13 protein-coding genes are annotated in these 14,542 nt (G+C 56.7%); 4 read left to right on the forward strand and 9 right to left on the reverse strand.

The window, feature by feature from the left end:
* The first annotated feature begins 4 nt into the window (after positions 1-4).
* Positions 5-1,084 carry a membrane-bound lytic murein transglycosylase MltC gene (gene mltC, locus AC2CF9_RS17010; RefSeq protein ID WP_484557528.1) on the forward strand — a complete coding sequence of 360 codons (1,080 nt, stop codon included), beginning with the start codon at positions 5-7 and terminating at the stop codon, positions 1,082-1,084.
* Positions 1,085-1,133: 49 nt separating this feature from the next.
* Here the strand turns inward: mltC and AC2CF9_RS17015 are convergent, their stop codons facing one another.
* On the reverse strand, positions 1,134-3,281 hold the full coding sequence (locus AC2CF9_RS17015; RefSeq protein ID WP_484557529.1) for an ornithine decarboxylase: 2,148 nt from the start codon (positions 3,279-3,281) through the stop codon (positions 1,134-1,136).
* Positions 3,282-3,442: 161 nt separating this feature from the next.
* On the opposite strand from AC2CF9_RS17015, the gene acuI reads away from it, so the two are divergent.
* Positions 3,443-4,444 carry an acrylyl-CoA reductase (NADPH) gene (gene acuI / locus AC2CF9_RS17020; RefSeq protein WP_150018506.1) on the forward strand — a complete coding sequence of 334 codons (1,002 nt, stop codon included), beginning with the start codon at positions 3,443-3,445 and terminating at the stop codon, positions 4,442-4,444.
* Positions 4,437-4,718 (forward strand): Rdx family protein, encoded by a 282-nt coding sequence (locus AC2CF9_RS17025; protein WP_039380110.1) that lies wholly within the window; start codon positions 4,437-4,439, stop codon positions 4,716-4,718. The genes acuI and AC2CF9_RS17025 overlap by 8 nt, the downstream gene beginning before the upstream one ends.
* A 34-nt stretch (positions 4,719-4,752) precedes the next feature.
* Here AC2CF9_RS17025 and AC2CF9_RS17030 read toward each other — a convergent pair whose 3' ends face one another.
* The 6 genes from AC2CF9_RS17030 to AC2CF9_RS17055 form a co-directional block, all read right to left on the reverse strand.
* Complete coding sequence (locus AC2CF9_RS17030; RefSeq protein WP_484557530.1) at positions 4,753-5,544, reverse strand: siderophore-interacting protein; 792 nt, start codon at positions 5,542-5,544, stop codon at positions 4,753-4,755.
* A gap of 160 nt (positions 5,545-5,704) precedes the next feature.
* On the reverse strand, positions 5,705-5,848 hold the full coding sequence (locus AC2CF9_RS17035; protein ID WP_223810722.1) for a cytochrome P450: 144 nt from the start codon (positions 5,846-5,848) through the stop codon (positions 5,705-5,707).
* Positions 5,849-6,098: 250 nt separating this feature from the next.
* Entirely contained in the window at positions 6,099-6,965 is an 867-nt protein-coding gene (locus AC2CF9_RS17040) for a helix-turn-helix domain-containing protein (protein ID WP_150018503.1), read from the reverse strand.
* 191 nt (positions 6,966-7,156) lie between these two features.
* Positions 7,157-7,303 (reverse strand): DUF2474 domain-containing protein, encoded by a 147-nt coding sequence (locus AC2CF9_RS17045; RefSeq protein WP_369826793.1) that lies wholly within the window; start codon positions 7,301-7,303, stop codon positions 7,157-7,159.
* Between the two features lie 22 nt (positions 7,304-7,325).
* The gene (gene cydB / locus AC2CF9_RS17050; protein WP_484557531.1) at positions 7,326-8,330 is read right to left on the reverse strand and encodes a cytochrome d ubiquinol oxidase subunit II; all 1,005 of its coding nucleotides are present in this window, start codon (positions 8,328-8,330) and stop codon (positions 7,326-7,328) included.
* Positions 8,331-9,755: a cytochrome ubiquinol oxidase subunit I gene (locus AC2CF9_RS17055; RefSeq protein ID WP_039380115.1), complete on the reverse strand. Its 1,425-nt coding sequence runs from the start codon at positions 9,753-9,755 to the stop codon at positions 8,331-8,333.
* Between the two features lie 833 nt (positions 9,756-10,588).
* On the opposite strand from AC2CF9_RS17055, the gene treF reads away from it, so the two are divergent.
* Positions 10,589-12,247, forward strand: coding sequence for an alpha,alpha-trehalase TreF (gene treF, locus AC2CF9_RS17060; protein WP_484557534.1), 1,659 nt, complete (start codon positions 10,589-10,591; stop codon positions 12,245-12,247).
* 46 nt (positions 12,248-12,293) lie between these two features.
* Here treF and AC2CF9_RS17065 read toward each other — a convergent pair whose 3' ends face one another.
* Entirely contained in the window at positions 12,294-13,118 is an 825-nt protein-coding gene (locus tag AC2CF9_RS17065; RefSeq protein ID WP_484557532.1) for an alpha/beta fold hydrolase, read from the reverse strand.
* A 123-nt stretch (positions 13,119-13,241) separates the two neighbouring features.
* Positions 13,242-14,213, reverse strand: a complete 972-nt coding sequence (locus tag AC2CF9_RS17070) for a diguanylate cyclase domain-containing protein (RefSeq protein ID WP_484557533.1) — start codon at positions 14,211-14,213, stop codon at positions 13,242-13,244.
* Between the last annotated feature and the right edge of the window lie 329 nt (positions 14,214-14,542).

The following is a 14,542-nucleotide window of genomic DNA, read 5'->3' on the forward strand; positions in this document are numbered from 1 at the left end:
CACGATGAATAAAAAACTGATAGCCCTGCTGGCGATCGCGCCGCTCTTGATCTCCTGCTCCGGACAAAAAAAATCGCAGTATCACGAAGAGTGGGTTAAAGATACCAACGGCTTTGACATTCTGATGGGACAGTTTGCCGCCAATATCGAAAATATCTGGGGCATTAATGAAGTTCTTATCGCCGGGCCGAAAGATTATGTGAAGTACAGTGACAACTACTACACCCGCAGTCACATCAACTTCGACAAGGGTAGTATCACCATTGAGACCATCTCCGGTACCGATCCCATGGCCAGCCTGCGCCAGGCGATCGTCACCACCCTGCTGATCGGCGACGATCCGGGCAATGTCGATCTCTACTCTGACGCCAACGATATAAAGATCAGTAAAGAGCCGCTGCTGTATGGCCAGGTGCTGGATAATACCGGGCAGCCGATCCGCTGGCAGGGGCGCGCCGCCAGCTTTGCGGACTACCTGCTCCAGAACAAACTGCAAAAACGCACCGCCGGGCTGCATGTGATCTGGTCGGTAACCATTCCTATGGTGCCGAACCATCTCGACAAGCGTGCGCATAAGTATCTGCCGATGGTGCGCAAATCTGCTGAGCAGTATGGTGTCGATGCCTCACTGATTCTGGCGATTATGCAGACCGAATCGAGCTTTAACCCCTATGCGGTCAGCCACGCTGATGCGCTGGGGCTGATGCAGGTGGTGCAGCATACTGCCGGCGTTGACGTCTTCCGCATGAAAGGTAAATGGGGCAAGCCTAGCCGCAGTTATCTGCTGGACCCGGAAAACAATATCGATGCCGGTACAGCTTATCTCTCACTGCTGCAGAAAAGTTATCTGGGCGGCATTCAGGATCCTACTTCACGTCGCTATGCGGTGATCACCGCGTATAACGGCGGTGCCGGCAGCGTGCTACGCGTCTTCTCCAGCGATAAAGATCGCGCATTTTCGCTGATCAACGATATGTCGCCAGCCGATGTCTACCAGACGCTGACCAGCCGCCATCCTTCTGCCGAGTCGCGTCGCTATCTCTATAAAGTTAACCAGGCGCAGCGCAGCTATCACCGCTATTAAGTGCGCCAGATTGTCGCGCCCTGCCCGGTCGGGTCAGGGCGCGATACATTCAGATCAGCATATTCGCCACCAGCTGCTTATAGCCGCTGCTCTGTTCCGCGATATAAACCCCCTGCAGCTCCGGTGAAAAACCCGGCAGCTGGTTGATGCCCGCTTCCAGCGCCAGGAAGTAGCGCTGTACCGCCCCGCCCCACACCTCGCCGGGCACGACGCACAGCACGCCCGGTGGATAAGGTAATGCCCCTTCCGCCGCGATACGCCCTTCCGCTTCCGCGACCGGCACCAGCTCCACTTCACCGCGGATATATGCCTGATGCGCATCCTGCGGATTGACCGCTACCGGCGGGAAACAGTCAGCGCGGAACATCGCTTTCTGCAGATCTTTAACGGCAAAACTGACGTAGAGATCGTGCATCTCCTGACAGAGGCGGCGCAGCGTATAGCCGCGATAGCGCTCCGCATGCTTGCGATACAGGCTCGGCAGCACTTCCGCCAGCGGTGCATCTTCGCGCACCTGCTGTTCAAACTGCTCCAGCATCGCCACCAGATGCGCCATCTTCTCTGCGCTTTCTGCCGGCGTCAGCAGGAACAGAATGGAGTTGAGATCGCACTTCTCCGGCACGATGCCGTTCTCACGCAGATAGTTCGCCAGTATGGTGGCCGGAATGCCAAAGTCGCTGTACGCGCCGCTGCGTGCGTCGATGCCCGGCGTGGTAAGCAGCAGCTTGCAGGGGTCAATCTGATACTGGCCCGGCGCATAGCCGCTGAAGCCGTGCCACTCCGCGTCGGGCTCAAAGCTAAAGTAAGCCGGATCGCGGGCGATAGCGGCGCTGTCTGCCTGCTGCCACGGCGCGCCGTGTACCTGAGCAGGCAGAAACGGTTTAATCATGGTGCAGCGCTGCAGGATCGCTTTACGCGCCTCAATGCCCTGTATGACACAGTCGTGCCACAGGCTGCGCCCTGCCTCGCCCTGGTGCATACGCGCGTTGATATCCAGCGCCGCAAACAGCGGATAAAACGGGCTGGTTGAGGCGTGCAGCATAAAGGCGTTGTTCAGCCGCTTATGCGGGCAAAAGCGCTGCTGACCACGGATATGATTATCCTTTTTATGGATCTGCGAGGTCTGCGAAAAGCCCGCCAGCTGTTTGTGTACTGACTGGGTGACAAAGATCCCCGGATCGTCTTCCGTCAGGGTAAGCGTCAGCGGTGAACCCGCCGCCATCAGCGGAATAAACTGTTCATAGCCGAGCCACGCGGAGTCAAACAGAATGTAGTCGCACAGATGACCGATGCGGTCCACCACCTGACGCGCGTTGTAAACGGTGCCGTCATAGGTGCCGAGCTGGATAATCGCCAGCCGGAATGGCCGCGCCTGCCTGGCGCGTTGGGGACTAACCTTTGCGATCTCTGCCCGCAGATAGTTTTCATCAAAACAGTGCGCGTCGATGCCGCCAATCAGGCCAAACGGATTCCGCGCCGCCTCCAGATAGACCGGCGTGGCGCCCGCCTGCAGCAGCGCGCCGTGATGGTTAGATTTATGGTTATTGCGATCGAACAGAACCAGGTCGCCGCGCGTCAGCAGCGCATTGGTGACGACTTTATTCGCGCTTGATGTTCCGTTCAGCACAAAATAGGTTTTGTCAGCGTTAAAGACGCGGGCTGCAAACTTTTGCGCATCTTTCGCCGAGCCTTCATGGATCAGCAGATCGCCCAGCCGGACATCTGCATTACACATATCAGAGCGGAACAGGTTTTCACCATAAAATTCATAAAATTGCCGCCCGGCGGGGTGGCGGCGAAAAAACGCCCCGCCCTGATGGCCCGGGCAGGCGAAGGTGCTGTTCTGCATATCGACGTAGCGCGTCAGGGTATCAAAGAAAGGCGGCAGCAGTGCCGCTTCATATTGCTGCGCAGCCTGCTCCAGCGCCTGCCACTCTTCAGCTGCGCCGTTGATTTCTCCGGTCACGCCAGGCAGCTCCAGTACTGCGCTATCAAACGCGTTCGCCACAAACACCGGCAGGTTGAATCCGGTCTGGCGCAGCAGCATCAGTACGCCGCTGCGCGTATCCGCCAGCGAGAGCACCACCGCGGCAACGTCGGTAAAGTCGGTCGTGTCGAGCGTCACGACATCGCGGGTGGTATTCAGGCTCAGGCCCGGCGCGATTGCCACGCTGGCGGCTATTTTCAATGGGTTCATAACTCAAATCCCCGGCATAACAGGATGAGTGGGTGCCAGTGGCACAGAAAGGAACGGCGTAACCAGTGCAGGAGACCCGCCGGTCGCGATAATGGCATTTTTTGCTGCGGCTCACAATCAGGGTTACTATTGGCTGCACACTTCCCATCGCCGGAGGCGGCATGTTCAAAGCATTGGTCATTGAAAATGATGCGCAGGGGTATCGCACCTCCCTGCAGGATCTCTCCGAGCAACAGCTTCCCGATCGGGATGTTATCCTCGATATCAGCTACTCCACGCTGAATTACAAAGATGCGCTCGCCATCTGCAACAAAGGGCCGATCGTACGCCAGTTTCCCATGGTGCCAGGCATCGACTTTGTGGGCCGCGTGACCCACAGCCGCCATCCGGCGTGGCAGCAGAACGATCTGGCGCTGCTGACCGGCTGGGGCGTGGGTGAAAAGCACTGGGGAGGACTGGCGCAGAAAGCCAGCGTCTCCGGCGACTGGCTGGTCAGCGTGCCGGATGCGCTCAGCCCGCAGCAGACGATGGCGATAGGCACCGCCGGCTTTACTGCGATGCTCTGCGTGATGGCGCTGGAAAAACAGGGCATCACTCCGCAGCACGGCCCGGTGCTGGTAACGGGAGCCAGCGGCGGCGTAGGCAGTTTTGCGGTGAGCCTGCTGGCGCGCCTGGGATATGAGGTGGTCGCCGCCAGCGGACGCACGGCTGAGCGCGACTACCTGTGCAATACGCTGGGCGCCACAGCGGTAATCGATCGTGCTGAACTCAGCGAACCGGGTAAACCGCTGGCAAAAGAGCGCTGGGCCGCCGCCATTGATACCGTGGGCAGCCACACGCTGGCCAACGTGCTGGCAGGGATGCGCCGCGACGGCGTGGTGGCCGCGTGCGGAATGGCGCAGGGGCTGGATCTGCCGGGCAGCGTGGCACCCTTTATTCTGCGCGGCGTCACGCTGACCGGAATCGATAGCGTCATGTGTCCGCAGCCGCTGCGCCAGCAGGTGTGGCAGCGGCTGGCAGAGCAGGCCGACAGCGCGCTGCTGCAGCAGATAACCCGCATCATTCCGCTCAGCGAAGCGCAGGCGGGCGCCGAACAGCTGCTGGCGGGCAAGGTGCGCGGCCGGCTGATAGTGGATTGTCGTCAGGGAGTTAACGATGTCTAAGCCCGCGATTACCCTGCACTACTGCACCCAGTGCAACTGGATGCTGCGTTCAGCGTGGATGGCTCAGGAGCTGCTGCAGACGTTCAGCGACGATCTCAGCGCGGTCACGCTGCAGCCTGGTACCGGCGGCGTATTTGAGATCAGCGTGGATGGTCAGGTTATCTGGGAGCGCAAACGCGACGGCGGCTTTCCGGATGCGGTCACGCTGAAACAGCGCGTGCGCGACTACTGCTGGCCGGATCGCTCGCTGGGCCATGCCGACAAACGGCGCTAGCGCCGCTCGCCGGCAGCGGGATATCTGCCGCTGCTTACTTTTCAGATGACTTTTGATGCCAGTAGGCGACGGCGCGGACAAAGTCCGTATCCGCGCCGCGCTGCTGCGTAAAATAGTCGCTGAGCTGCTTCACCGCATTGCCTTCTCCGGTCAGCCAGACAAAATAGTCATCGCCGGTGAAATCGATGGCAGCCAGCTCTGCCGTCAGCTGCGCTGGCGTAGTGGCCGCCATACGGTTGCTGCCCAGCCAGTGAACGGTAACGCCCTCCATCTCTCCCAGATAGTCGCGCCCGATAGCAGCATCCGTAAACGCCAGCAGGTGAACGCGCTGCGCCTGCAGTTCCGCATAGCGCCGCTTAAAAGCAGGCAGCCCGGTTTCATCGCAGACATAGACCTGGCAGGCGTAATCCACCGGCATAATGCAGGAGCCGCGCGGCCCGCCCATCGCAATCCGATCGCCAGGCTTAGCCGCAGCTGCCCAGCCGCTCGCCACCCCGTCATCATGCATATAGAAATCGAGCGTCAGAGCGTCGACGCCGTTAAACGCCAGCGGCGTGTAGTCGCGCGCGGCGGGACGCACGCCCTCAGGCCAGACGATGCCCTCTTCGCTCAGCTGCGGCAGCGCAACATCGCAGCCCGGCCCGGAGGGGAAAAAGACTTTGATATGATCGTCAAACGAGGGGGAATGGAAGCCTGCCAGATCGGCCCCGGTAAACACAATGCGCCAGAAAACACCGGCAACACGGGTTTTGCTGGCTACTGTGAGATGACGAAAGCGCAGCTCATTACGCACTCGCTGCGGTGCACGACTCTTTTTCTGTGACAATTCACTTCTCCCGGCAGCGGCAGCAGCGCACTCCACCTGTACCGCCACGCTAAATTAATGTAAATAATTCTCATTACATGGCGAAACGATAGCGGTGACCGCGCCGGGAAACAATGTCGAAAAATGCGGTTGCCGCATTAGCGGAGAGCGGCGGCAGGTGTCAGGCGTGCAGATCGCTGCAGCAGAGAGAAGCGTTCTCACTGTTTTCATACTGAGGCAGTGCGTTGTCACCCACAATTTCCTGCTGAGCACAGCGCTGCTGGTGCGGATGCAGGCCGCCGGGGGGTGAAAATGGCTCAGCCATTTGCGCACCGGCCAGCGATGAAAAAACGGCAAGCGCCGCGGACAAGAACAACGGTAAAAGTCGCATGATGATTTTGGGTTTCATGTAAAGATCCGGAGCGGACCGGGAATGCAGAGAGCCATCCAGCCTGATGCTGCGCTGCCAGCGCATGGCGCGGCAGGTCAGGCTTCGGAGCAGAATTTTACGCCGCTACCGGCGCAGGGTTTATAAAATTGTGCGGTTTGTCACGTTTCGCCGCACAATTTGCTGTTTATTCCAGTGCTACCGGAATATGAAAGGTGCCCTGCAGCAGCTGCGGCGTACTGTATTTCAAATCGAGCCTGAGCAGATCCTTACCGGGCCGGCGCGCCACGCCGAGCGCGGGCAGATGGTTGTAGTAAATCTCGGCGGTGAAGGCGTTGATCTCTTCCGGCGCGCCATGCCAGTCGATCTCTGCATACAGCCCGCTCTCGCCGGTCCAGTTCTGCACATGCTGTGGCAGAACGTCAGCGTGCTCACTCTCCAGCGCCTGAAACAGGCTGATATGCTGCTGATCGAGCGAGCTCACGCCGGGACTGAACTGAAAACCGAGCCAGCCGCGCGTGGCGTGCTGACCGGCAAAGGCGATAAAGTCGCGTGTATACTGCGCCACAATATGGTTGTGATGGTCAATATATTCGCCAAAGCGGCACTCCCACTCCACCACCTCTCCGCTCAGACGGATTTCCGGTTTCTCAGCGAGCCGTGTTTTAACCCACGGGCGCGGTGCAGAGATGCGGCTGTGAAAGGCTTTCATGCGCATTTCCGGAATACGGCGGTAGGCGCCAGGCGTCAGCGAAAAATGACTTTTGAAAACACGGGTGAAATTTTGCTGATTATCGAAGCCAAAACGCACGGCGATGTCGATCAGCGGCATGCTGGTTAAGCGAAGCGCCATGGCGGATAAAGTCAGGCGGCGTTTACGCGTGTAGGAGGCCAGCGTCTGGCCCGTCATCTCCTTGAACATGCGCTGCATATGCCATTTGGAATAGCCCGATTTCAGGGTGATAAGATCGATATTAAGTTCATCGGTCAGGTTGGCTTCAATCCAGTCAACCAGGTCAGAGATATACTGCTTTTTCAGGTTCAGGCTAAGCATGGTTCTAATTGAATGAGTCAGGAAAGCGCGCATTAATGCGTTATTTGTCACATAAATATAACAAAATCGCCTAACCAACGTAAGGAAGAGTAAAGGATCCGCTGAGGGTGGCGCACTAATTGCTTAGGTAACTAACTTTTTACGAAATGCGAGCGGCACGCTGCGCTGTGCCGCTCGGCTGCAGACAGATATTAATGCGAACGCATACCTGCCGCGGTCATCATCATACGAAACAGGGATGCCACCACGCCGAGTGCCAGCACGCTTGCACCATAGATGATCACCAGCCACATTACCCGCTTCCAGAGCGGCGCTTTATGTTCAGTGTGCTGTTTCATGTTGCTGACCTCCGTTTGCATCTCAGTGGTATCCTGCGTCAGCTTTGATTTTTCCGCGGAACACATAGTAGCTCCAGAAGGTATAGCCCAGAATCATCGGAATAATCAGCAGGCTGCCCACCAGCATAAAGGCCTGGCTCTGCGGCGGCGATGCCGCTTCCCAGATGGTTACGGATGGCGGAATAATGTTTGGCCAGACGCTGATGCCAAGCCCGGAGAAGCCGAGGAAAATCAGCGCCAGCGTCAGCAGGAACGGCGAATAGTGCGCCTCGCGTTTGATGGCGCGCATAATGCCCCACGAGCAGAGCAGAACCAGTACCGGCACCGGCAGGAACCAGAACAGGTTCGGCCGGGTAAACCAGCGCTGCGAAATCGCTTCGTGAGCAAACGGCGTCCACAGGCTGATAATGCCGACGATCACCAGCAGCGCAATCACCAGCGGCGTAGCCAGCGCAGACATTTTACGGTGCAGTTCATTTTCGGTTTTCATGATAAGCCAGGTGCAGCCCAGCAGCGCATAGGCCACAACCAGACCCACGCCGCAGAACAGCGGGAACGGGGCCAGCCAGTCCAGAGCTGAACCGGCGAACTCACGTTCTTTAACCGGGAAACCGTTGATCATCGCACCGACCGCCACGCCCTGGCTGAAGGTCGCCAGCAGCGAACCGGCAATAAACGATTTATCCCAGAATGCACGGTGCTCTTCAGTCGCCTTGAAGCGAAACTCAAACGCCACACCGCGGAAAATCAGGCCGATCAGCATAGCCGTCAGCGGGATCGCCAGTGCATCAGCGATCACCGCATAGGCGAGCGGAAAGGCACCATACAGCCCTGCTCCGCCCAGCACCAGCCAGGTTTCATTGCCATCCCAGACCGGCGCCACGGTGTTAACCATCATGTCGCGCTCAACGGCATCTTTGTTAAACGGAAACAGAATACCGATGCCCAGGTCAAAGCCATCCATCACGATATACATCAGCGTGGCAAAGACGATGATGGCGAACCAGATAACGGAAAAATCGATCATTTATTTACCCTCCTGCGAAGCATCCAGGCTCTCATGTGCAGCAGAGAGCGGGCGCGCTGGCGTCTTATCCTGACCCGGACCACCGTGACGGACATCTTTTCCTTCACCGGTGTGCGGACCTTTCTTGATCAGGCGCATCATATAGACATAGCCCACGCCAAACACCGATGAGTAGACCAGGATAAAGGCCAGCAGGCTGATACTCATATGCAGGTCGCCATGCGCTGAAACCGCATCGATTGTGCGCTGCACGCCGTAAACCACCCACGGCTGCCGTCCGATTTCAGTGGTGAACCAGCCAGCAAGAATAGCGATCAGGCCCGATGGTCCCATCAGCAGCGCAAACCACAGGAACGGTCGTGAGCTGTAGAGGCGCTGTTTATAACGCAGCCACAGGCTGAACACGCCGAGTGTGATCATCAGCAGACCCATCGCCACCATGACGCGGAACGACCAGAAGATCACCAGCGAATTAGGCCGATCCTCTTTCGGGAAAGTTTTCAGTGCCGGAACCTGTTTATCAAGACTGTGCGTCAGGATCAGGCTGCCGAGATAAGGGATTTCCAGCGCATACTTTGTACGCTCCTCTTCCATATCCGGAATACCAAACAGGATCAGCGGCGTGGCTTCACCCGGCGGGTTTTCCCAGTGTCCTTCAATGGCAGCAATTTTTGCCGGCTGATGCTCCAGCGTGTTCAGGCCGTGCGCATCGCCAATCATCGCCTGGATCGGAGCAACAATCAGCGCCATCCACAGCGCCATTGAGAACATCTTGCGGATCGCCGGGTTGTCATTGCCGCGCAGCAGATGCCATGCCCCGGACGCGCCCACAAAAAAGGCGCTGGCGAGGAATGCCGCCACCGACATATGGAACAGCCGATAAGGGAATGAGGGGTTAAACACAATTTTGAACCAGTCTTCCGGCACCACAATACCATTCTGGATGATGTAGCCCTGCGGCGTGTGCATCCAGCTGTTTGATGCGAGGATCCAGAACGTGGAGATCAGCGTACCCAACGCGACCATACAGGTGGCAAAGAAGTGCAGACCAGGCCCGACGCGGTTCCAGCCAAACAGCATGACGCCGAGGAAGCCCGCTTCAAGGAAGAAGGCGGTCAGCACCTCATAGGTCAGCAGCGGACCGGTAATACTTCCGGCAAACTGCGAGAACCCGCTCCAGTTGGTCCCGAACTGATAGGCCATAACCAGACCTGAGACCACCCCCATACCGAAGTTCACCGCAAACACTTTCGACCAGAAGTGATAGAGATCGCGATAGGTTTCATTACGAGTTTTCAGCCACATCCCCTCAAGCACCGCCAGAAAGCTGGCAAGCCCGATAGTGATGGCCGGGAAGATAATATGGAAGGAGACAGTAAACGCGAACTGTATCCTGGCCAGATGAAAAGCATCTAATCCAAACATTGCTTACCTCATTGCCACAAAATTACGCGGAATTTTTACTTATTATTAACAAAGATGGCGCGCAGAATAATTTCTGCTACACCGTCATCAATTCCCGCCAAATGTGAGAAACCCGGCAGGAACAAACGGAAAAGAGGGAGTGAATAAAACTATACCAGTAAACCTTGATTAAGATCATTGTTTTTGCGAGAAACTATTTGTTTAAAATCACTGAGTTAAGGTTAATTATCCTGCTCTATTGTGACAATGTTGTTATTAAGCTTAGCGGCTGTAAAAGAGATCGCTTCTTTAAGCAGTTCATTTAATTGTTAATTGCGGTAACAACCAAAACGGCAGCCTGATCTCTGCGCCAGCGCAGTGTAAAAATTATTGCACGGCCGTTTTTTAGTTAAATTAAAATTAAAAAAAACCTGTTTATAGCGAAAGGTAATTAATAACGTTTTTGCTTAGCGCCTGTTCTTCTGGCACAAAATTTATCGCAGCGGGATCCTGCGTCTCTTCCGGAGGCACAGACGCCCGGATGGCTAAAGCATGTGAACCGGATGTCGGAAGCAGAAAACGACCGCATAAATTGATCAAGAAAAAAGGGCGAGCGGCGCCTGAAACTGGCGATTTTCTTATTTGCAGATTAATCCGGCGCGCTTTCTGAAGGTATATTTAAGAAACACCTTAAATATCTCTAAATACAGGCCGTTGTTAATATTGTAAAAAAGGCAAAAACGGCGATCCATCGACAATATTTATTACGTTCATAGATATTTCGCATTGTTGTCTGCAACCGCGAACCCTCTATAATTTGTCTTTTGAGCAACCAGGAATTTCAGGAGGCCGTTATTAATACTAACCACCAGCCACGCCAGGTGTTCGGTGAACACGAAGCCCATGCTGATCTGGGGTATCAATACGATCCTCATGAGTTCGTGCGTGAAGGCGCAGAAGATTCGGAGCCAGAACCTGAGCTGATTCAGGGACTGCCGGCACCGGATGCGCTGACGCCTGCCGATCGCTATCTGGAGATGTTTGAACATGTTCAGACCTCTCATATTTTTGCTGACAGCAAAACGTTTCCCGACTGCGCGCCTAAATTCGATCCGCTGGATATTCTTATCCGCTATCGCCGCCGCAAGCGGGCAGGCGATCTCGATCTGGAAAAGTTTATTCATGAGCACTTTTACCTGCCGCAGGTAAATGAGAGCTTTTATGTCTCAAATCCGGATAAAACGCTGAAAGAGCACATCGATGATCTGTGGCCGGTGCTGACAAAAATGCCTCAGCAGCATATGCCACACTCCTCGCTGCTGCCGCTGCCAAAACCTTACGTGGTACCCGGCGGCCGCTTTGGCGAAACCTATTACTGGGACTCCTATTTCAGCATGCTGGGGCTGGCGGATGCCGGGCGTGACGATCTGCTGCGTCATATGGCGGACAATTTTGCCTGGCTGATCGATAACTACGGTCATATTCCTAACGGAAACCGTACTTACTATCTCAGCCGCTCACAGCCGCCGGTGTTTGCCCTGATGGTGGAGCTGTTTGAAGAGGATGGCATTCGCGGTGCCAAACGCTACCTTGACCAGCTGATGAAAGAGTATCAGTTCTGGATGGATGGCGCAGGTGAGCTGATGCCGCATCAGGCTTATCGTCACGTTGTGCGCATGCCCGACGGCTCTCTCCTCAACCGCTACTGGGACGATCGCGACACACCGCGTGATGAATCCTGGGTGGAAGATGTGGAGACGGCCAGCAAGTCGAGCCGTCCGGCTAATGAGGTTTACCGCGATCTGCGTGCCGGTGCTGCATCCGGCTGGGATTACTCTTCACGCTGGCTGCGCGATCCGCAGCGTCTGGCGAGTATCCGTACCACGCAGTTTATCCCGGTCGATCTCAATGCGTTTCTCTACAAGCTGGAGCTGATGATCTCCACGCTATCGCATGCCCGCGGTGAAGAGCTGACGGCGCTGGCGTGGCAGAAAAAAGCGGATGCGCGTAAGCAGGCGATTAACCGTTACCTCTGGGATACCACCGCAGGCGTCTATCGTGACTACGACTGGCGCAACGAGCGGTTTGGCGCCTTTACCGCCGCTGCGGTTGTACCGCTGTTCCTCGGCCTCGCTTCGCCTGAGCAGGCGCATCTGCAGGCGATTGCGCTGCGCCAGTTGCTGCTGACGCAGGGCGGACTGCTGACCTCGATGGTGGAGAGCGGCGAGCAGTGGGATGCGCCCAACGCCTGGGCACCGCTGCAGTGGATGGCCGTGGTAGGACTGAATCACTACGGTGAAGAGACGCTGGCCACTGAGATTGCGGTGAACTGGCTGACTACGGTGAAAAATTTCTACTCGCTGCATCACAAGCTGGTTGAGAAATATGATATCAGCGGCGATCGGGCGCGTCCGGGCGGCGGCGGTGAATATCCGCTGCAGGACGGTTTCGGCTGGACCAACGGCGTGACGCGCCGTCTGCTGACGATGTATGGTCATCTGCTGGCAGATTAACTCTGCCCTGCCGTTCAGAGGAGGTCGCCCGCAGGCGACCTTTTTTTTATTTCTGCTGCTGCAAAAAGGCGAGCAGATCGGCGTTCAGCCGATCCTGATGGGTAACCGCAAAGCCGTGCGGTGCATTGTCATACACTTTCAGCTGCGAATGCTTAATCATCTCATGCGCCAGCTTGCCGGTCGCCTCAAAGGGTACAACCTGATCGTTACTGCCGTGGATCACCAGCGTGGGCACATCGACTTTAGCGATATCATCCCGGAAGTCCGTCTCTGCAAACGCCGTAACGCAGTCGATAGTCGCTTTCAGCGAAGCGAGCAGCGCGATATTGAGCGTCTGGGTCAGCACCCCGTCTGAAACCTGCTGTCCGGCGTTCAGACCATAAAACGGCGTGGCAAAATCGCTGATAAACTGCGCGCGATCCTGACGCAATCCCGCCCTGATATCATCGAACACCGCCTGTTCCGGGCCTTCCGGATGATCCGCTTTCCGGCCAAACACCGGCGTCACGGCACCCAGCAGTACCAGCGATTTTACTTTCGCGCTGCCGTAGCGGCCAATGTAGCGCGCGACATCGCCCCCACCCATTGAAAACCCTACCAGCGTAATCTCTTCCAGCTGGAGATGTTCAATCAGATCATGGATATCATCAGCGAAGGTATCGTAGTTATATCCTTCCCACGGCTGCTCTGAGCGGCCAAAACCGCGACGGTCAAACGCGATAACGCGATAGCCCCGCTCCGCGAGGAAAGTCAGCTGGCTGTCCCACATATCCGCATCCAGCGGCCAGCCGTGGCTGAACAGCACTGGCTGGCCGCTGCCCCAGTCTTTGAACCAGAGCGTAACGCCATCTTTAGTCTGAAAGGTGCTCATCTCATTCTCCGTGTATGGCCGATAACAGGCAGTTTTATTGCCAGCAGAGATCGCCGCGGCAATGTCCACAGGCAAGTTTAGGCGCATTACGCGAATAAGGGTTACAGCGGATGCATTTAAGGGTTAAACGGCGCGTCTCTCCTGCCCGGAGGCAGCGAGCCTGATCCCCTGCTTTCCATTACGCTTCACCTGATACATCGCCTCGTCTGCCCGTTTCAGCGCATCATCAAAGCTCTCTTTCGGCTGTACCGGTGCCACGCCGATTGAGGCACCAATCTGTGCGAGGCCGTTATCCACATCAAACGGCTGCAGCGCCGCCTCCAGCACCGCCTGCGCCAGAATCCGTACTTTAGGGTAATCAATCAGGAACGGCATCAGCAGCACAAACTCATCACCGCCGAGCCTGCCCGCCAGCACCACAGGCGGCAGAGCGTCCAGTATCCGCTGGCTGAGCTGGATCAGCACTTCATCACCGCTGCGATGACCGAGGGTATCATTGACATGTTTGAAGTTGTCCAGATCGATAAACGCCACGCAGAGCGGCCCTCCGGCCTGCATCTGTGCAAACTGAACGGAGAGCGCATGGCGATTGGCGAGACCCGTCAGCGGATCGTGATGCGCCAGCAGCGCGAGCTGAGCCTCATAGTTTTTCTCTTTGGTCATATCGATATGCGTACCGGTCACACGCAGCGCATTACCCGCCGCGTCCCACTCGCTGACGCGACCGCGATCCAGCACCCAGGTGATTTTGCCATTTTTGCCAATCATACGGTGCAGCGCCTCATACCACGGCGCCCGCCCTTCGATATGGTCGTAAAACGCCCGCAGTACCTCATCCGCATCTTCCGGATGCAGGCACTCCCGCCAGGCCTCAAAGCGCGCTTTGGTCTCTTTCGGCTGAAAGCCAAGCATCGCCCCCCAGCGCCGGTTAAATATCACCAGTTTGCCGCTGGGAATGTCCAGCTGCCACAGGCAGAGTCCGGTGCCATCCAGCGCGGCGCTGAGTTTATTGCGCGCATCATGCGCAATGCGCTTCAGGCGCGCGTTGTGTTTTTTCAGGTTCTGGATCTGCTGACGCAGGGCTTCTTCAGACATAGTGAGTTATGGTGAGAAAATAAACGCTATTTTGCCTGTCCTGAATTTTCTGTAAACAGACGAGATGAAAAGCCGACGAGTTTCGGAAAATTGTCCCAACCGCAGAAGTAATAGCGCATTATCTGCCGGTTTTCAGTTTGCTTTGTCTGTTAAGAAGGGGCGTTGGTGCGCTGAGCAGCGCGGGGCTGAGGGAATAGCGCTAAGCAGCGCGGGGCTCTGAGGGAATAGCGCTAAGCAGCGCGGGGCACTGAGGGGGTTCCGCCCGCCAGGCTTCCGGCAGTTTCAGCGGCGTTCCCGCACGCGGACGGGCTAAGGGGCGGGTGGGCGCG

The sequence above is a fragment of the Pantoea sp. SYBGC1 genome, from assembly GCF_057197005.1.